Raw genomic sequence first — 18304 nt, 5'->3', positions numbered from 1 at the left:
ACCCGCGGGCCGACGAAGGGCGCTCGATAGACTCGAGCGTTTCCCCCGGAGAAAGGCCACGCGATGGAGCTGCAGCTCGACCCGCTCTTCCAGACGATCACGCTGGTGGTGCTGGTCGTCATCCTGATCGCCGACCTGCTGATCATCCTCAAGCGTCCGCACATCCCGGCGCCCAAGGAGTCGACGCTGTGGGTCGTCTTCTACGTCACTCTCGCGCTGATCTTCGCGGGCGTCCTGTGGATCGTCGCCGGGGGCGAGGTCGCGGGCCAGTTCGTCGCCGGCTGGCTCACCGAATACAGCCTGTCGATCGACAACCTCTTCGTCTTCGTGCTGATCATGGGCCAGTTCTCGGTACCGCGTCGCTATCAGCAGGAAGTGCTGATGGTGGGCATCATCATCGCGCTCGTCCTGCGCGGGGCATTCATCCTGGTCGGCGCGACGATCATCGAGAACTTCAGCCCGATCTTCTACCTCTTCGGCCTGTTCCTGATCTACACCGCGATCCGGCAGGCGTTCCCGGGCGACGACGACGACGATGCGCAGAAAGAGAACCTCATCGTGCGGACGCTGCGTCGCGTGCTGCCCATGAGCGACTCCTACGACGGCAAGAAGGTCATCACCCGCGTGAACGGCAAGAAGCTGTTCACGCCGATAATCATCGTGTTCGTGGCGATCGGTGTGACCGACCTGCTCTTCGCGATCGACTCCATCCCCGCGATCTTCGGCATCACGCAGAGCCCGTTCATCGTGTTCACCGCGAACCTCTTCGCCCTCATGGGTCTGCGCCAGCTGTACTTCCTGCTCGGTGACCTGCTCGACCGTCTGAAGTACCTGCACTACGGCATCGCGTTCATCCTCGCCTTCATCGGCGTGAAGCTCATCCTGCACGCGATGCACGTCAATGAGCTGCCGTTCCTGAACGGCGGCGAGCCGATCGAGTGGGCGCCCGAGATCTCGACGTGGGTCTCGCTCGCGGTGATCATCCTGTCGATGGCGGTGGCCACGGTCGCGAGCCTGATCGCGGCGCGTCGGGAACCGGATGCCGATGGACGTCAGGATGCCGCAGCGGCAGTCGCCGACGAGAAGGGCACCCCCTCGACGGTGGAGCGTCCCGAGCGCGATTGACCCCTGTCAGCGTCCCGGCCAGTCCGGCCGGGGCGCCTGCGACTCCTGCCGGCGCCCGTGCGTCGGCGCCCTACGGGGGTGGATGTCCCGAATATGGTCGATTGACGGCGCCGTGAGTGACCATAAGTGGGACATCGGTGGTTGCTGCTCCCACCTGCGACCGCGTCCCACCTGCGACGGCAGATGTGGGACGCGCGGCGCCGCCAGCACGACGGACGTCGGAGCCCCGGCATCCGGGACCTAGAACGCGCGCAGGTTCGCCTGCAGACCGCCGTCGACGTACTCCTCGCGGAGGATGCCGCGGCGCCGGAGGATCGGCACCAGGTCGTCCAGCAGCCGGTGCACCGTGACCGGGTGCAGGTCGCCCCACAGCAGCACGCCGTCGTTGCCCCACTCGCCGAGCTCCTCGATGCGGTCGGCGAACTCGTCGGCCGTGCCCACGAAGCCGGAGCCGTCGTTCAGGCGGCCGAGGCGTGCGTGCGCAGCGAGGAGTGTGCGCAGCGGGGTGTCGGCGTCGTGCTTCCCGACGAGGCGCCGGATGCTGCCCTCCGACACGTGCTCGCCGAAGATCGAGCGATCGAGAGGACGGTCGAGATCCAGACCCGTCAGGTCGGTCTCCAGGTCGCTCGACTGCTTGCGCGCGATCGCGATCAGGGCGTCGTCGGAGGGATCCGCGGATGCCGCCACCAGCCGGTCGGCTTCCTCCGGCGACGACACGAGAACGGGTTGGATCGCGAAGAGGATCTTGATGTCGGTGGCGGAGCGCCCGGCCGCCTCGGCAGCGGCGTGGATGCGGCCGCGATACGCGCGGATGCTCGCTTCGTCGAGCGGCGCCAGCGCGAGCTGCACGTCCGAGTTGTGCCCGGCGAACGACAGACCGCGGCCTGAGCCGCCGGGGGAGACGATGGCGGGCTCGCCGTCGGTGAAGGGGATGGCGTTCAGCGGCCCGTCGAACCTGAAGTACTCGCCGCGGTGATGCGTGGCATCCAGTCTGGTGCCGTCGGCGTAGACGCCGGATTCCTCATCGACGACGAGAGCGCCCTCGCCCCAGCTGCGCCAGAGCTGCCGGATGCCGTCGAGCCACTCCTCGGCACGGTCGTACGCCGCATCGTGCCCGAGCTGCGGAGCCGTGGAGAAGTGGCGGGCGCTGCCGGTGTCGGTGACGACGTTCAGGCCCAGGCGGTGCCCGCTGAGGTGCTGGAGCGTCGCGAACTGTCGGGCGGCGGTGTAGGGCAGGGAGGCCGCGGGATTGACGGTCGGCACGACGCCGAGGTGCTGCGTCGCCGCGAAGAGGTACGGTGCGAGCAGCAGCGGGTCGTGCTTGGGGCCGCCGAAGGCGTGGCGCACGCGCAGGTCGATCGTGTCGGCGCTGCCGAGCGAGGGCGCGTCCTCGATGATGAGCAGGTCGAAGCCCGCCTGCTCGAGGGTGCGCGCGGAATCCTGGTAGAGCCCGGGCTCGGTCCATCGGTGGTTCCACCGCAGGTAGGGGTGCCCCCAGCCGTGCGGGCCGAAGCCGCGCGCGAGGAACCAGCCGAAATGCTGCAGGCGGCTCACAGGACGACCGTCTTCCGCTCGAGGGAGGGCACACCGACGAGCGCCTGCTCGAGGTCGGCGATGATGTCGTCGACGTCTTCGATGCCGATCGACAGCCGCACCGTGCCCGGGAACACGCCGGCCCGCTCGCGCTCGGCGACCGTGCGTGCGGAGTGGGAGGTGCTCTGCGGGTGCAGGATGAGCGATCGCACGTCACCGAGATGCGTCATGTGCGTGATCAGGCGTACCGACTGCACGAGATGACGCGCGGCGTCGAGCCCGCCGCGCAGGGTCACGGTGAAGACCGAGCCGTGCCCGGCTCGGAGATACCGCTCGCCGAGAGCGTGGTGGGGGTGCGATTCGAGCCCGACGTAATCGACGCGCTCCACTTCGGGGCGCCCCTCGAGCCATCGCGCCACCACCAGTGCGTTCGCGGACTGGCGCTCGACGCGCAGGCTCAACGTCTCGATGCCCTGGCCGATGAGGAAGGCGTTGAGGGGCGACGGGGAAGGGCCGAAGCGCGGCGCCACGCTCTCGCGGATGTACTGCCCGCGCGCGCGGGGCCCGTGCTTCTCGGCGTAGCTCGCGCCGCCCAGCCGGTCCGTCTGCACGAGGTGGGGGAAGAGGTGTCCGGATGCCGCGGCGTCGAAGCGTCCGTCGTCGACGATGACACCGCCGAGCACCGCCCCCTGCCCGGCCAGGAACTTGCTCGCCGAGTGCACCACGACGGCCGCGCCGTGCTCGATCGGGCGCAGCAGGTACGGCGTGGTGAAGGTGCTGTCGACGACGAGGGGGATGCCGCGCTCGGCACCGACCGCGGCGACGGCGGCGACATCGAGCACGTCGTTGCGGGCGTTGGAGAGGGTCTCGGCGAAGAGGGCCTTCGTGCGGGGCGTGACGGCCGCGCGGATGGCATCCAGGTCGGACACGTCGACGAAGGTCGTCTCGACCCCCAGCCGCGCGAGGTTGTCGAGCAGGAGTCCGCGCGTGCCCTCGTAGATGTGCTCCGAGACGACGACATGGTCGCCCGCGCCGGCGAGGGCGAGCAAGGCCACGGTCACCGCGGCCTGACCGCTGGAGACAAGGACGGCCTGATCCCCGCCCTCGAGCGAGGCCAGGCGCTCCTCGACGGCCTGCACGGTGGGGTTGCCGGTGCGGCTGTACCCGAAGCCGGCGCCGGTCCCGAAGTGCTCGGCCGATTCGTCGAGGTCGCTGAAGGTGAACCCCGCGGTCAGGTAGATCGGTGTGGCCCGCGGCGTGGCGGGCGCGGTGGCCGAGCCCGCGTGCACCTGGCGGGTCGAGAATCCGGTGTCGGCACCTGCGGTCATGGGGCGCGCTCCTTCCTTCGGGATCGGGTCAGATTCGCACGCCTCGACGCGGATGGACGAAACGTGCGGCGCCGTGTTACGCGGAAGGGGGTGTCGCGGCCGGTGGTATCGTGACCGGGTGCGGATCGCTCGCCTCCTCCTTAGCGGCCGCGACGAGACCTTGTCCTAGGCCTCTCTCGTCGCGGAGTTCGTCGCGGGCCTCACACCCCTTCCGAGGAGAAACGCCACCATGAGCAGCACATCGATCGACGGCATCCACGTTCCGGAGCGCCCCCGCACCCTGGCCGAGAAGGTCTGGGACGACCACCTCGTGGTCAAGGGTGAGAACGGCCAGCCCGATCTCATCTACATCGACCTGCACCTCGTGCACGAGGTCACGAGCCCACAGGCGTTCGACGGTCTCCGCGCCGAGGGGCGCCCGGTGCGCCGTCTCGACCTGACGATCGCCACCGAGGACCACAACACCCCGACCCTCGACATCGACAAGCCGATCGCCGACCTCACCAGTCGCACCCAGATCGACACCCTCCGTCGCAACGCCGACGAGTTCGGCGTGCGCATCCACTCGCTGGGCGACAAGGAGCAAGGGATCGTCCACGTCGTCGGCCCGCAGCTCGGCCTGACCATGCCCGGGATTACCGTGGTCTGCGGCGACTCGCACACCTCGACCCACGGCGCCTTCGGTGCGATGGCGTTCGGCATCGGCACGAGCGAGGTCGAGCACGTGCTCGCCACGCAGACCCTGCCGCTGAAGCCCTTCAAGACGATGGCGATCACCGTCGAGGGCGAGCTGAAGCCCGGCGTCACCGCGAAGGACATCATCCTCGCGATCATCGCCGAAATCGGCGCGAACGGCGGCCAGGGCTACGTGCTCGAGTTCCGCGGCAGCGCGATCCGCTCCCTCTCGATGGAGGGGCGCATGACGATGTGCAACATGTCGATCGAGGCGGGCGCCCGCGCCGGCATGATCGCCCCCGACGAGACGACCTTCGCCTACGTCAAGGACAAGCCGCACGCCCCGCAGGGGCAGGACTGGGACGACGCGGTCGCCTACTGGCGGACGCTGCCGAGCGACGAGGGCGCCGTCTACGACGCGGAGGTGTTCCTCGACGCGAACGAGCTCGAGCCCTTCGTCACGTGGGGCACCAACCCCGGTCAGGGCGTGTCGCTGTCGGACGTGGTCCCGACCCCCGCCGACCTCGCCGATCCCAACGAGCGCGCCGCCGCCGAACGGGCCCTGGAATACATGGACCTCGCCGCGGGCACGCCGATGAAAGACATCCCGGTGGATGCCGTCTTCATGGGCTCGTGCACCAACAGCCGCATCGAAGACCTGCGGGCCTTCGCCTCCGTCATCGAGGGCCGGTCGAAGGCCGAGAACGTCCGCGTGATGGTCGTGCCGGGGTCGGCGCGGGTTCGTCTGGAGGCCGAGGCCGAGGGCCTCGACAAGGTCTTCATCGCGTTCGGCGCCGAGTGGCGCTTCGCCGGGTGCTCGATGTGCCTGGGCATGAACCCCGACCAGCTGGCGCCGGGGGAGCGCTGCGCATCCACCTCGAACCGCAACTTCGAGGGACGCCAGGGCAAGGGCGGGCGCACCCACCTCGTGTCGCCGCTCGTGGCCGCGGCCACCGCCGTGCGGGGGACGCTGTCGAGCCCCGCCGATCTCGACCCGCTCCCCGCGGAGACCGTTTCGACCGGGGCGGAGGCCTGACATGGAGAAGTTCACGACGCACACCGGTGTCGCCGCCCCGCTGAAGCGCTCGGCCGTCGACACCGACCAGATCATCCCCGCGGTGTTCCTCAAGCGGGTCACCAAGACCGGCTTCGACGACGCGCTGTTCGCCAACTGGCGGCAGGACCCCGATTTCATCCTGAACCAGGACGCCTACCGCTCGGCATCCATCCTGGTGGCGGGCCCCGACTTCGGAACGGGCTCCAGCCGCGAACACGCCGTGTGGGCGCTGCGCGACTACGGTTTCCAGGTCGTGCTGAGCCCGAAGTTCGCCGACATCTTCCGCGGCAACTCCGGCAAGCAGGGCCTGGTCACGGGCGTGATCACCGAAGACGATCTGGAGCGCGTCTGGGCCGCCATCGAGGCGCAGCCGGGCATCGAGATGACCGTCGACCTGCAGGCCAAGAAGGCGATGATCGGCGACCTCACGGTCTCCTTCGACATCGACGATTACACTAGGTGGCGGCTTCTCGAAGGGCTCGACGACATCGGGCTCACGCTGCGCGATGAAGACAAGATCACGCAGTTCGAGGCGCGCCGCGAGGCATGGCGGCCGCGGACCCTCCCGGTCCGCTGAATCCGATCGACCCGATCGGATCGATTCGCCGCCCCTCGTCCACGAAGTGAGGTCCACCCCCCTATGAGCACACTCGTCACCGATTCCGGAGACCGCACCCCCGGACAGCCGGACTGGGAATCCGCGGAGACCCTGGCCATCCGCGGCGGGCGTCCGCTGCGGGGGACGGTCGAGGTCAAGGGCGCGAAGAACCTCGTGACCAAGGCGATGGTGGCGGCCCTCCTGGGCGAGACCGCGAGCACCCTGCGCGACGTGCCGATGATCAGCGACGTCAAGGTCGTCCGCTCGCTCCTCGAGGTGCACGGCGTCACGGTCACCGAGGGCGACGAGGAGGGCACACTCCACCTCGACCCCTCGGGCGCCGTCGCCGCGCACTTCGAGGAGATCGACGCGCACGCGGGGGCATCTCGCATCCCGATCCTCTTCTGCGGCCCGCTGCTGCACCTGCTCGGTGAGGCGCTCATCCCCGATCTCGGTGGATGCCGCATCGGCGACCGTCCGATCAACTTCCACATGGACGCGCTCCGCGCCTTCGGCGCGGTCGTCGACAAGAGCTACGAGGGCATCCGCATCACGGCGCCCAACGGCCTGCACGGCGCGAACATCACGCTGCCGTACCCGAGCGTCGGCGCCACGGAGCAGGTGCTCCTCACCGCCGTGCGCGCGAAGGGCGTCACGGAACTGCGCAACGCCGCGATCGAGCCCGAGATCATGGATCTCATCGCGGTGCTGCAGAAGATGGGCGCGATCATCTCGTACGAGCCCAACCGCGTCATCTTCATCGAGGGCGTCGACAAGCTCGTCGGCTACGACCACCGCGCGATCTTCGACCGCAACGAGGCCGCATCCTGGGCCTGCGCGGCCCTCGCGACCGACGGTGAGATCTTCGCCAAGGGCGCGCGTCAGCAGGACATGCTCACGTTCCTCAACGTCTTCCGCAAGGCCGGTGGATGGTTCGACGTGCGCGAAGACGGCATCCTGTTCCGTCGTGGCGACGAACTCAAGCCCGTGATGGTCGAGACCGACGTGCACCCCGGCTTCATGACCGACTGGCAGCAGCCGCTCATCGTCGCCCTCACGCAGGCGGCGGGCACCTCGACCGTGCACGAGACCGTCTACGAGAACCGTCTCGGGTTCACCGCTGCGCTGAACAAGATGGGCGCCGACATCGTCGTGCACCCCAAGGGCATCGACAGCCCCGACCGTCGGGTCCCGCGTCGCGACCTCGAGCAGGCGGCCGTGATCAACGGCCCCACGCCGCTGCACGCCGCCGACGTCGAGGTCCCCGACCTGCGCGGCGGGTACAGCTACGTCATCGCCGCGCTGGCGGCCGAGGGCGAGTCGACGGTGCGCAACATCGGCATCATCCGCCGTGGGTACGAGAAGTTCCTCGAGAAGCTCACGGCTCTGCACGCCGACTTCGACGTCGTGGGCTGACGCCGGTGGCCTCGAACCCCGAGAAGAGCCGCCCGAGCGCCTTCTGGCCGCTCGCGGCGATCGTGGTGCCCCTCACCGGGCTCTTCGCCCGCATCGAGATCCGTGGTGCCGAGAACCTCCCGCGGGAGGGGGCGTTCGTACTCGCCCCCAACCACAACTCGGAGTTCGATCCCCTCGTGGTCGCCGTCGCGGTGTGGCGGGTCGGTCGGGCCCCCCGCTTCCTGGCGAAGGAGAGCCTCTTCCGCGCCCCCGTCCTCGGTGCGGCGCTCAAGGCGACGGGCATGGTGCCCGTTCCCCGCACCTCGACGAGCGCCAACCAGTCGATGAAGGCCGCCGAGCAGATCGCCCGCGACGGACGCGGCGTCATCGTCTATGCCGAGGGCACGCTCACGCGCGACCCCGAGCTGTGGCCGATGCGCGGCAAGACGGGCGCGGTGCGGCTTGCTCTCGCGGGCGACCTGCCCCTCATCCCGATGGCGCAGTGGGGTGTGCAGCAGATCCTTCCGCGCTACGGCAAGCTGCGGTTCCCGCGCCGTTCGCGGGTGGTCGTGGAGTTCGGACCGGCGATGGACATGTCGGACTACGCCGCCGCGCCCACCCAACCGGCGACGCTGACCCGGGCGACGGACGCGTTGATGAACCGCATCACGGAGATGCTCTCCGGCATCCGCGGCATCCCGGCGCCCACCGAGCGGTGGAACCCGTCTCAGCACGGACAGAACGAAACGGGCCGCCTTGACTCGTAAGAACCTGCAGCCGGCCGCGGGTCCGAAGGTCGCCGTCGTCGGTGCCGGCAGCTGGGGCACGACGTTCGGCAAGATCCTCGCCGACGGTGGAGCCTCGGTCGTCATGTGGGCGCGGCGCCCGGAGCTCGCGGCCGAGATCACCGAGTCCAAGCGCAACAGCCGCTACCTCTCGGGCATCAACCTGCCTCGCACCATGACGGCGACGACCGACCTGGCGGAGGCGTTGACCGGAGCCGAGCAGATCTACCTGTCGGTGCCGAGCCAGTCGCTGCGCGAGAACCTCGCCGCGATCCGCCCGCTCGTGGAGCGCACCGACGTCCCGCTCGTGTCGCTCATGAAGGGTGTCGAGAAGTCGACCGGCCTGCGCATGAGCCAGGTCATCGAGCAGGTGCTCGAGTGCGACCCGGCGCGCATCGCCGTGGCATCCGGTCCGAATCTCGCTCTCGAGATCGCGCGCGAGCAGCCGACGGCCGCGGTCATCAGCTCGCTGAGCCCCGAGACGGCCGAGGCCGTCGCCCGGCGCGCCCGCAACCGGTACTTCCGCTCGTTCGTGAACACCGACGTCATCGGCACCGAGTTCGGCGGCGTGCTGAAGAACCTCATCGCGGTCGCGATCGGCATCGTCGACGGCGTGGGCTACGGCGAGAACACGAAGGCCTCGATCATCACCCGCGGGCTCGTCGAGATGACCGACTTCGCAGTCGCCCAGGGCGCGCAGCCCGAGACCCTGCAGGGCCTCGCGGGCCTCGGCGACCTGATCGCGACGTGCCAGTCGCCGCTCAGCCGCAACAACACCGCGGGGCGGCTGCTCGGCCAGGGCTACGGCTACAAAGAAGTGGTCACGCAGATGCAGCAGACCGCCGAGGGGTTGGCATCCGTCGCGCCCGTGCTGCAACTCGCGAAGCAGGTCGGCGTCGACATGCCGATCGTGCAGCAGGTGAAGATGGTGCTCGACGGGACGATGGATCCCCGCGACATCGCCCCGCACCTGACCACAGACGACGACCAGCCGCAGGGCGAGAGGACGCAGAATGAGCAATCCGGTGGTGGTGGTGCTCTTCGGCGGGCGCTCCAGCGAGCATTCGATCAGTTCCGCCACGGCGGGCGGGGTGCTGCGGGCGATCGACCGTGAGCGCTTCCGGGTGATCCCGGTCGGCATCACCCGCGACGGCGCCTTCGTGCTCGAGGACGACGACCCCGACAAGTTCGCGCTGATCCCCGACGCGCTGCCCGTAGTCCGCGACAACGGCACGCGGGTACGCCTGCCCGACTCGACGCTGTCGCGCGAGTGGACGGTGACGGATGCCGACGGCACCCGCTCGCTGGGCGAGGTCGATGTGGTGCTCCCGATCCTGCACGGACGGTTCGGCGAAGACGGCACGGTGCAGGGCCTGCTCGAGCTCCTCGGCATCCCGTACGCCGGTGGCGGCGTGCTGATGTCGGCGATCGGCATGAACAAGCACGTCACCAAGCAGGTGCTCCGCGCGGCCAACGTGCCCGTCGTGCCGTGGGTGGCCGTCACGCGCGCAGACCTCGCCCGCGACCGCGGGCTGTGGGAGCGGCGGATGCGGGCGCTCGACCTGCCCGTGTTCGTCAAGCCCAACGAGGCGGGTTCCAGCGTCGGTGTGACGAAGGTCTCGCGCTGGGAGGACCTGGACGCCGCCCTCGACACCGCCTTCGCCGAAGACGGCCTGGTGCTGGTCGAGAAGGCCATCGTCGGGCGCGAGGTCGAGTGCGGCGTGCTGCCCGGGCGCGACGGCGGGCCGGTGCGGGTCTCGGTGGCGGGGGAGATCGTCGTCACGGGCCGCGAGTTCTACGACTTCGAGGCGAAGTACCTCGACGCCCCCGGCGTCGAGCTGGTCTGCCCCGCGGACCTTCGCGACGGCGAGCTCGCCGAGATGCAGCGCATCGCCGCCCAGGCCTTCGAGGCGATCGGCGGTCAGGGGCTGGCCCGCGTGGACTTCTTCTACACCGGCACCGAGTTCTACGTGAACGAGGTCAACACGATGCCCGGGTTCACCCCGATCTCGATGTTCCCCACGTGCTGGATCGCCTCGGGCCTGTCGTACCCGGACCTCATCAGCGACCTGCTCGACGCTGCGCTCGAGAAGGTCTGACACCGTCGCGGCGTCCCGCGGCAGTGTACGACGGCGGGTCGACGACCCGAACCGGCGGGGCGGATGCCGGTGAGCGGCGTGTCGCCGTGTTCCACCGCCGCGGCGCTCATGGGTGCGTCGCGGCCCCCGTGCGGGGCCGCTGTCGGAAGGGGCGGGCTACGGCGCGGGGCTGGGGGTCGCCGTGGCGTCGGACGCCGAGGTGCACACCGAGCCCGTGGGCTGCAGGTAGGTGCGGATCAGCGGTCCGAGCGCCTGGGCGACGTCGCCGCTGCTCGCCGCCTCGTAGTCGAGGTAGACCTGCAGGGCGGGGGTGCGACCGAACGTCGTGAGCGTGTAGCGGTTGTCGGCGGCCTGCGACTCGTCGACGAGCCAGTCGACGCCGTCGAAGGACCGGCACGGCAGGGTCGAGGGGCCGGGCGTCTCGAGCCCGCAGGTCATCAGGATCGCGGCGGGGTCGCCCCACGCTCCGGTGGCCTGGGCATCGGTCCACCGACGCTCCTGGCCCGAGATGGTCTGCGGTAGGCGCGAGACGATGTCGGCGCACGCCGGGTCGTTCGAATCCTTCGCGGGTTCCATCGCCACCGTCGTGCTGCACGCCGCGAGCCCCGGGAGCAGGGCGAGGGCGGTCAGCAGCGCGAGGGTACGGGGAGAGCGGGGCACCCCTCCAGGCTAATAGCGTGGGAGGGTGACCGACGCCGAGACCACCCCCGAGACGACTGTGGGCGAGCTGTCCGAGGGGCAGGTCCTCCGCGGCATCCTCGATCGCCTCCCGCCCTCGACCGCGCCCGTGGGCCCGGGCGACGACGCCGCCGTGCTCTCGGTGCCCGACGGGCGCGTGGTCGCCACGACCGACACGCTCGTGCACGGCCCCGACTTCCGCCTGGCCTGGTCGTCGCCGGTCGAGCTCGGTTTCAAGGCGGCAGCGGTCAACCTCGCCGACGTGGCGGCCATGGGCGCCCGCCCCGTGGCTCTCCTGGTCGCGCTGGCGATGCCCGACGCGACGCCCGTGTCGTTCGTGCAGGGCCTCGCCGACGGTCTCGCGGCCGCGTGCGCCGAGCTGGCCCCCGGCTGCGCGGTCGAGGGTGGGGACCTCACCGTCTCGGACACCCTCACCATCGCCGTGACGGCGCTCGGCAGCCTCGAGGGACGCGACCCCGTTCGCCGTTCAGGTGCCCGCGTGGGCGACGGCGTCTACGTGATCGGCGAGCTCGGCGAGGCGGCGAGGGGGCTCGAGGTGCTGTTCCGGCGCTTCACCGACGCCGACGGCGCCCCCGTCGCGCTGACGCCGGATGCCCGCGAGGCGCTCGACCCCGCCGACGCGCGGGCCGTGTCGCGCCAGCTCGCCCCGCGCCCGCCTCTGGCCGCGGCGCTGGCGGCCGCGGCATCCGGGGCGACGGCCATGATGGACGTCTCCGACGGTCTCGTCCTCGACGCCACGCGCCTGGCCGACGCTTCCGACGTCACGATCGAGATCGACAGCGCCACGCTCGGCGATGAGCCGGCGCGCGCCCTGGACGGGGGAGAGGACCACGGGTTCCTCGTCGTGTTCCCCCCGGATGCCGAGCCCCACGGCCGTCGCATCGGCACTGTCGTCGCCCGAGGCGACGACGCTGTGCGGGTCGACGGGCGGGCGTGGGAGGGCCCGGGAGGGTGGGACCCGTACCGCGATTGGGATGCGGGGCGCGGCTGAGGCCGCGGTCCCCGTCGCCGGGGGCGTGACCTCCGTGCGCGCTCCTGTCGCTCCAACGGCGTGGGGCGCGCGTTCCCCGGCCCTCCCGTCGACCGCGGGACGAGGCGCTCGTCAGGCCGCGGGGCGTCCCCACCACATCGTCGTGTCGCCGTACGCCCGGTCGCGGTCGGCCTCGAGGCCGGCGGCGGCCCAATCGGGCGCGGGGGAGCGCTTCGCACGTTCGACGATCACGGTCGCGTCCGGGCTGAGCCGCGGCGCGAGCGCGACGAGCACGCTCGCGACCTCGGCCTCCGAGACGTCGTAGGGCGGGTCGATGAACACCAGGTCCCAGACCTGCGCGGATGCCGCGAGGTAGGTCGTGACGTTCGCGCGGTGCACGCGCGCGGGCGCGGAGACACCCGCCGTGCGCAGACGGTCGGCGTTCTTGCGGATGAGCGCCGCCGCCGGGGCGGAGAGCTCGACGAGGTCGGCGGACGCGGCGCCGCGACTGAGGCTCTCGAGACCCAGAGCGCCGGACCCCGCGTACAGGTCGGCGACGCGGGCGTCGTCGAGGACCCCCGCGGACTCGAGAGCGCCGAAGAGGGACTCGCGCACCCGGTCGCTGGTGGGGCGCGTGCCCTTCGGGGGGACGTCGAGGACGGTGCCGCCGGCGCGGCCCGAGATGATGCGCGTCACCGCTCCAGCCTACGGTTTCCCGATGCCGTGGATCGGCCCCGCGACCAGGGGCCCGCTCCGGGCGGACCCGGGGTGCGGGCGGGTGGTGTCGGAGGGTCTGCCTAGACTCGGAGCATGCCCGGACTCTCGCTCGCGTCCCGCCTCGACGGCGCCGTCGGCGGGAAGACGGCGACGGCGTTCGACAAGGCGTTCGGCGTCAAGACGGTCGGCGAGCTCCTCGAGCACTACCCGCGTCGGTACGCGCGGCGGGGCGAGCTCACGCCCATCGCGACGTTGCCGCTGGGCGAGCCGGTGACCATCGTCGCCGAGGTGGTCACCGCGAACGAGCGGCGCATGCAGAACCGCCGTGGGTCGCTGCTGGAGGTCGTGATCAGCGACGGCGACGGCCGTATGTCGCTGACGTTCTTCAACCAGCCCTGGCGGCTGAAAGACCTCACCCCCGGTCGACGGGGGATCTTCTCGGGGAAGGTGGGCGAGTATCGGCGGCAGACGCAGCTGACGAACCCCGACTACGAGCTGTTCGACGACATCGCCGAAGCGCGCGCCGAAGCGGAGGTCACCGCCAAGCGACCCATTCCGATCTATCCGGCCACGAGCTCCGTCCCGAGCACGCTCGTGCAGAAGACGATCGCGCTCGTCCTCGACGGGCTGGGCGAGATCGACGATCCCCTGCCCGACGATCTGCGCGCGCGCCGCGGCCTCCTCGACGCCCGCGCCGCGCTCGAGCGCATCCATCGCCCCGAGAGCGACGACGACATCCCGCCCGCGGTCGAGACGCTGCGCATGCAGGAGGCCTTCGTGCTGCAGACCGCTCTGCTGCAGCAGCGGCAGTTCGTGCGGGCGCTCTCCGCCGCCCGACGTCCCGCCGCCGCAGGAGGGCTTCTCGAACGCTTCGACGCCATCCTCCCGTTCGACCTCACTCCCGACCAGCAGAGCGTCGGCGCGCAGCTGGCGGCCGACCTCGTCGGCGACTGGCCGATGAACAGGCTCGTGCAGGGCGAGGTCGGGTCGGGCAAGACCCTGGTCGCCCTGCGCGCCATGCTCCAGGTCGCCGAGTCCGGCGGCCAGTCCGCGCTCATCGCGCCCACCGAGGTGCTCGCGGGCCAGCACCTGCGCTCGATCGCCCGCATGCTGGGACCGGAGCTGGCCCCCGAGCTCATGCCCACTCTCCTCACCGGGCAGATGCCGGCGGCCGAGCGTCGGAAGGCAGCGCTGCGGGTGGCCTCCGGTCAGGCGCGCATCGTCGTCGGCACCCACGCGCTGCTGAGCGCGACCACCACTTTCGCCGACCTCGGCTTCGTCGTGGTCGACGAGCAGCACCGCTTCGGTGTCGACCAGCGCGAGGCGCTGCGCTCCAAGGGCGACTCGCCGCACACCCTCGTCCTCACGGCGACGCCCATTCCGCGCACCGTGGCGATGACGGTCTTCGGCGACCTCGACGTCTCGACCATCCGCACCATGCCGGCCGGGCGTGCCGGCATCCAGTCGTTCGTGGCTCCGCTCGCCGAGAAGCCGGGCTGGTTCGCCCGGGTGTGGGACCGCGTGGCCGAAGAGGTGGCGCTCGGTCGACAGGCGTTCGTGGTGTGCCCCGCGATCGACGCGGAGCAGGTCTCCGCCGACGGCAAGAGCGACGAGCCCGCCGACGCCCCGGACGCCGCTGCCGCGGGCGAGGGCAATCGCACCCGCTGGGGCGTGGTGCAGGTCGACGCGCTCCTCGCACAGCTGCCGTGGTTCGCCGACATCCGCGTGCAGATCCTGCACGGCAAGATGGCCTCCGACGAGAAGGATGCCGTCATGCAGGCCTTCTCGCGCGGCGACATCGACGTGCTGGTCGCCACCACGGTGATCGAGGTCGGCGTCGACGTGCCCAACGCATCGACGATGGTGATCCTCGAAGCCGATCGCTTCGGCGTCTCGCAACTGCATCAGCTGCGCGGGCGGGTCGGTCGCGGCGGTCTGCCGGGTCTCTGCCTGCTCGTGACGGAGGCTGCTCCGGGCACCTCCGCCCGGTCGCGGGTCGAGGCCGTTGCCGCGACCCTCGACGGATTCGCCCTCGCCGAGGTCGACCTCGAGCTGCGCGGCGAGGGAGACGTGCTCGGCGGCGCGCAGTCGGGGGTGCGGTCTTCGCTGCGACTGCTGCGCGTGGTCACGGATGCCGCGCTCATCACCGAGGCCCGCGCCGAGGGCGAGCGCGTCCTCGCCGACGACCCGGCGCTCACCCGGCATCCGGGCCTCGCCGCCGCCCTGGAGCGGCGCGTCGGCGTCGAGGAGCGCGCCGCGCTGGCGAAGTCCTGAGTGGTCGGCCCCGCAGCGGAAGCTCCTCGCTAGGCTGGCCGAATGGACCCCCGGATCGCCGTCGTCCCCGGCTCGTTCGACCCGCCCACGCTCGGCCATCTCGACGTCATCCGACGCGCGGCCGGTCTGTTCGACCAGCTCCACGTGCTGGTGGTGCACAACCCCGGCAAAGAGGCCATGCTGCCCATCGCGCAGCGGCAGAGTCTGCTCGAGCAATCCATCCGCGAGGCGGGCATCGAGGGCGACGTGATCGTGGCGGCCTGGAGCATGGGCCTGCTGGTCGACTACGCGACCGACGTGGGCGCAAAGGTGCTCGTCAAAGGCATCCGTTCGCAGGTCGACGTGGCGTACGAGACCCCCATGGCCATCGTCAATCGCGACCTCGCGCACGTCGAGACCGTCTTCCTGCTGCCCGACCCCTCGCACGCCCTCGTGTCGAGTTCCCTCGTGCGGCAGGTCGCGGGACTCGGGGGCGACGTGTCGCCGTACGTTCCGGCGGCCGTGGCGCGGTTCCTCGACACGGGCGCGCGCGACCTCTGACGTCGCGACGCGCGTCCGTGACACGTGCGCGAGGCGGGCGAGACCGCAGGAGGCGGGCTCGCCGCGCGGCGCCCGGCCCGCGTCCAGGGGCGCGCGGGTAGCATTGTCGACCGTGAGAACCCACCGTCCCGGACCTTTCCAGCTCCCCGTGCGCGACATCGAGCGCAAGCCCGGAGAGATGCGCGAGCACTCGCTCGACATCCCCGCCCCCGAGAAATGGGGCGAGGGTCTCGTCTCGGTCCCCGAGGCCGAGGTCCTCGAACTCGAGGTGCGTCTGGAGTCCGTGCACGAGGGCATCCTCGTGTCGGGAACCGTCGACACCACCGCCACGGGCGTGTGCGGACGCTGCCTCATCGACATCACCGAGCCTGTCGAAGTCGAGTTCCAGGAACTTTTCACGTATCCTGGGGGAGAAGCGAGTGACTTCGACGTTCAAGACGACCACGTGGATCTTGAAAATCTGGTCCGGGATGCCATTGTCCTGTCGCTTCCGTTCCAGCCGGTGTGTCAGCCGGATTGCCCCGGGCTCGACCCGAACACGGGCGAGAGGCTGACGGAAAGCCCCGGCGAACCGGAGCAGTCGCCCGTCGATTCACGATGGGCTGCGCTCCAGCAGTACACCCCAGACCACGGCGATGCGCTCCGCGCCGCCCCCAAGACAGAGAAGAGCTAGACATGGCAGGTAACCCCCCGAAGCGGAAGGTCTCCCGCTCCAACACCCGTTCGCGTCGCGCCCAGTGGAAGGCTGAAGCCCCCGCCCTGGTCAAGACCATCGAGAACGGCAAGGTCGTCTACAGCCGCCCTCACCAGGCGAAGGTCGTCACCGACTCGCAGGGCACCGAGCTCTTCCTCGAGTACAAGGGCCGCAAGGTCGCCGACGTCTGATCGGCACTTCGTGACGCGTAACAACGTCGAGCGCGATGCGCTCACCGAGAAGCTCGGGGTCGACATCGACCCCGAGCTTCTTTCTCTTGCTCTGACGCACCGCTCGTTCGCCTACGAGAACGGTGGCATCGCCCACAACGAGCGCCTGGAGTTCCTCGGCGATTCGGTGCTGGGCCAGGCCGTGACCGTGCGTCTGTTCACCGGGCACCCCGACCTCGACGAGGGCAGCCTGGCCAAGCGTCGCGCGAGCGTCGTCTCCACGGTCGCCCTGGCCGAGGTGGCCCGCGGCATCGCGCTCGGTGATCACGTGCGTCTCGGCCGGGGCGAGATCCTCACCGGCGGGCGCGACAAGGACTCGATCCTCGCCGACACCATGGAAGCGATCATCGGCGCGACCTTCCTCTCGGCCGGACCCGACGCCGCGACCGCGATGGTGCTGCGCCTGGTCGAGCCGCTCCTCGCCGACCCCGAGCGTTACGGCGCCGCGATGGACCCGAAGACGAGCCTGCAGGAGATCGCGGCCCGTCTCGGCCTGACCGCCCCCGTCTACGGCGTCGAAGCCACGGGCCCCGACCATGACCGTCGTTTCACCGCGACCGTCACGGTGGGCGACGTCGTGACCACGGGCCAGGGCTCCAGCAAGAAGCAGGCGGAGATGGCCGCCGCGCTCACCGCCTGGCGTGAACTCGACGCGCGTGCCTGAGCTTCCCGAGGTCGAGGTCGTACGGGCGGGCCTCGAGCCCGCCGTCCGCGGGGCGCTCATCACATCGGTCGACGTGCGCGACGACCGCGCCCTGACCCGCCACACCGGGGGAGCGGCCCACTTCGAAGGCGAGCTCACCGGTCGACGCATCGACGCGGCCGTGCGACGCGGCAAGTTCCTGTGGATGCCGGTGTCCGACGACGAGACGATCGTCACGCATCTCGGCATGAGCGGTCAGATGCTCCTGCGCGTTCCCGGGGCTCCCGAGGAGCGGCACGAGCGCATCCGGATCGAGCTCGAGCACCCCGTGCACGGTCCGCTGTCGGTCGTCTTCGCCGACCAGCGCACCTTCGGCTCGCTCGCGATCGACGAGCTCGTCGACACGCCCGACGGCGCCGCAGGGGGGCGCGGTTCCGGACTCGCTCGGGTCCCCACGCAGGTCGCGCACATCGGGCGCGATCCCCTCGACCCGGCCTTCGACGCCGCGCGCTTCCGCGCACGGCTGGGGCGCACGTCGTCCGGCGTCAAGCGCGTGCTGCTCGATCAGACGGTGGCCAGTGGCATCGGCAACATCTACGCCGACGAGTCGCTGTGGGCCGCGCGCATCCACCCCGAGACCCCGGCATCCGCCCTGTCGACGCGGGCGGTCAACCGCCTGCTCGGCGAGGTGCAGGCGGTCCTCGAGAAGGCTCTGGCCGAGGGGGGAACGAGCTTCGACGCGCAATACGTCAACGTCAACGGGCAGGCGGGGTACTTCGCCCACTCGCTCAACGCCTACGGGCGCACCGGCCAGCCGTGCCCGCGATGCGGTCGACCGATCGTGCGCGTGTCGTTCATGAACCGCTCGAGCCACTTCTGTCCGCACTGCCAGCGCCTGCGCTGACCACGACTCGCGCGAGTCGCCAGGAATCGTCGCTCCGG

General features: G+C 70.7%; 18 protein-coding genes. 14 read left to right on the top strand and 4 right to left on the bottom strand.

What is annotated here, in order from left to right:
* Positions 1-63 precede the first annotated feature (63 nt).
* Positions 64-1125 carry a TerC family protein gene (locus tag ACFZA2_RS11570; RefSeq protein WP_391404695.1) on the top strand — a complete coding sequence of 354 codons (1062 nt, stop codon included), beginning with the start codon at positions 64-66 and terminating at the stop codon, positions 1123-1125.
* Between the two features lie 240 nt (positions 1126-1365).
* Here the strand turns inward: ACFZA2_RS11570 and ACFZA2_RS11565 are convergent, their stop codons facing one another.
* Both ACFZA2_RS11565 and ACFZA2_RS11560 read right to left on the bottom strand, forming a co-directional pair.
* Positions 1366-2679, bottom strand: a complete 1314-nt coding sequence (locus ACFZA2_RS11565) for an LLM class flavin-dependent oxidoreductase (protein ID WP_391404692.1) — start codon at positions 2677-2679, stop codon at positions 1366-1368.
* Positions 2676-3986, bottom strand: a complete 1311-nt coding sequence (locus ACFZA2_RS11560; RefSeq protein ID WP_391404689.1) for an O-acetylhomoserine aminocarboxypropyltransferase/cysteine synthase family protein — start codon at positions 3984-3986, stop codon at positions 2676-2678. The genes ACFZA2_RS11565 and ACFZA2_RS11560 overlap by 4 nt, the downstream gene beginning before the upstream one ends.
* A gap of 229 nt (positions 3987-4215) precedes the next feature.
* Between ACFZA2_RS11560 and leuC the strand changes: the two genes are divergently transcribed.
* The 6 genes from leuC to ACFZA2_RS11530 all read left to right on the top strand — a co-directional run bounded on the left by leuC (position 4216) and on the right by ACFZA2_RS11530 (position 10595).
* Positions 4216-5697, top strand: coding sequence for a 3-isopropylmalate dehydratase large subunit (gene leuC, locus ACFZA2_RS11555; RefSeq protein ID WP_391404686.1), 1482 nt, complete (start codon positions 4216-4218; stop codon positions 5695-5697).
* Between the two features lies 1 nt (position 5698).
* Positions 5699-6295, top strand: a complete 597-nt coding sequence (gene leuD, locus ACFZA2_RS11550) for a 3-isopropylmalate dehydratase small subunit (RefSeq protein ID WP_391404683.1) — start codon at positions 5699-5701, stop codon at positions 6293-6295.
* Positions 6296-6358: 63 nt separating this feature from the next.
* Complete coding sequence (gene murA, locus ACFZA2_RS11545; protein ID WP_363391969.1) at positions 6359-7732, top strand: UDP-N-acetylglucosamine 1-carboxyvinyltransferase; 1374 nt, start codon at positions 6359-6361, stop codon at positions 7730-7732.
* A 5-nt stretch (positions 7733-7737) separates the two neighbouring features.
* On the top strand, positions 7738-8478 hold the full coding sequence (locus ACFZA2_RS11540) for a lysophospholipid acyltransferase family protein (RefSeq protein ID WP_391404679.1): 741 nt from the start codon (positions 7738-7740) through the stop codon (positions 8476-8478).
* A complete protein-coding gene (locus ACFZA2_RS11535) occupies positions 8468-9610 on the top strand; it encodes an NAD(P)H-dependent glycerol-3-phosphate dehydrogenase (RefSeq protein ID WP_391404677.1) in 1143 nt (380 codons plus the stop codon). The genes ACFZA2_RS11540 and ACFZA2_RS11535 overlap by 11 nt, the downstream gene beginning before the upstream one ends.
* Positions 9510-10595: a D-alanine--D-alanine ligase family protein gene (locus tag ACFZA2_RS11530; RefSeq protein WP_391404674.1), complete on the top strand. Its 1086-nt coding sequence runs from the start codon at positions 9510-9512 to the stop codon at positions 10593-10595. Before ACFZA2_RS11535 ends, ACFZA2_RS11530 begins: the two co-directional genes overlap by 101 nt.
* Before the next feature lie 156 nt (positions 10596-10751).
* Here ACFZA2_RS11530 and ACFZA2_RS11525 read toward each other — a convergent pair whose 3' ends face one another.
* Positions 10752-11255, bottom strand: a complete 504-nt coding sequence (locus ACFZA2_RS11525; RefSeq protein ID WP_391404671.1) for a DUF3515 family protein — start codon at positions 11253-11255, stop codon at positions 10752-10754.
* 25 nt (positions 11256-11280) lie between these two features.
* On the opposite strand from ACFZA2_RS11525, the gene thiL reads away from it, so the two are divergent.
* The gene (gene thiL, locus ACFZA2_RS11520; RefSeq protein WP_391404668.1) at positions 11281-12285 is read left to right on the top strand and encodes a thiamine-phosphate kinase; all 1005 of its coding nucleotides are present in this window, start codon (positions 11281-11283) and stop codon (positions 12283-12285) included.
* A gap of 111 nt (positions 12286-12396) precedes the next feature.
* On the opposite strand, the gene rsmD is transcribed toward thiL, so the two are convergent.
* Positions 12397-12960, bottom strand: a complete 564-nt coding sequence (rsmD, locus tag ACFZA2_RS11515) for a 16S rRNA (guanine(966)-N(2))-methyltransferase RsmD (protein ID WP_391404665.1) — start codon at positions 12958-12960, stop codon at positions 12397-12399.
* A 114-nt stretch (positions 12961-13074) separates the two neighbouring features.
* On the opposite strand from rsmD, the gene ACFZA2_RS11510 reads away from it, so the two are divergent.
* The 6 genes from ACFZA2_RS11510 (at position 13075) to mutM (ending at position 18266) form a co-directional block, all read left to right on the top strand.
* Positions 13075-15255 (top strand): ATP-dependent DNA helicase RecG, encoded by a 2181-nt coding sequence (locus tag ACFZA2_RS11510; protein WP_391404662.1) that lies wholly within the window; start codon positions 13075-13077, stop codon positions 15253-15255.
* A gap of 42 nt (positions 15256-15297) precedes the next feature.
* A complete protein-coding gene (gene coaD, locus ACFZA2_RS11505) occupies positions 15298-15795 on the top strand; it encodes a pantetheine-phosphate adenylyltransferase (protein WP_298872270.1) in 498 nt (165 codons plus the stop codon).
* A 178-nt stretch (positions 15796-15973) separates the two neighbouring features.
* Positions 15974-16468 (top strand): YceD family protein, encoded by a 495-nt coding sequence (locus tag ACFZA2_RS11500; RefSeq protein WP_391405298.1) that lies wholly within the window; start codon positions 15974-15976, stop codon positions 16466-16468.
* Between the two features lie 2 nt (positions 16469-16470).
* Positions 16471-16680, top strand: a complete 210-nt coding sequence (rpmF, locus tag ACFZA2_RS11495) for a 50S ribosomal protein L32 (RefSeq protein WP_013586329.1) — start codon at positions 16471-16473, stop codon at positions 16678-16680.
* Positions 16681-16690: 10 nt separating this feature from the next.
* Positions 16691-17383: a ribonuclease III gene (gene rnc / locus ACFZA2_RS11490; protein ID WP_391404656.1), complete on the top strand. Its 693-nt coding sequence runs from the start codon at positions 16691-16693 to the stop codon at positions 17381-17383.
* On the top strand, positions 17376-18266 hold the full coding sequence (mutM, locus tag ACFZA2_RS11485; protein WP_315995503.1) for a bifunctional DNA-formamidopyrimidine glycosylase/DNA-(apurinic or apyrimidinic site) lyase: 891 nt from the start codon (positions 17376-17378) through the stop codon (positions 18264-18266). Before rnc ends, mutM begins: the two co-directional genes overlap by 8 nt.
* Positions 18267-18304: the final 38 nt, after the last annotated feature.

The sequence above is a fragment of the Microbacterium sp. NPDC007973 genome (assembly GCF_042958465.1).
In the GTDB taxonomy this organism is placed as follows: Bacteria; Actinomycetota; Actinomycetes; order Actinomycetales; family Microbacteriaceae; genus Microbacterium; species Microbacterium galbum.
This window is presented reverse-complemented; position numbering and strand designations above follow the sequence as displayed.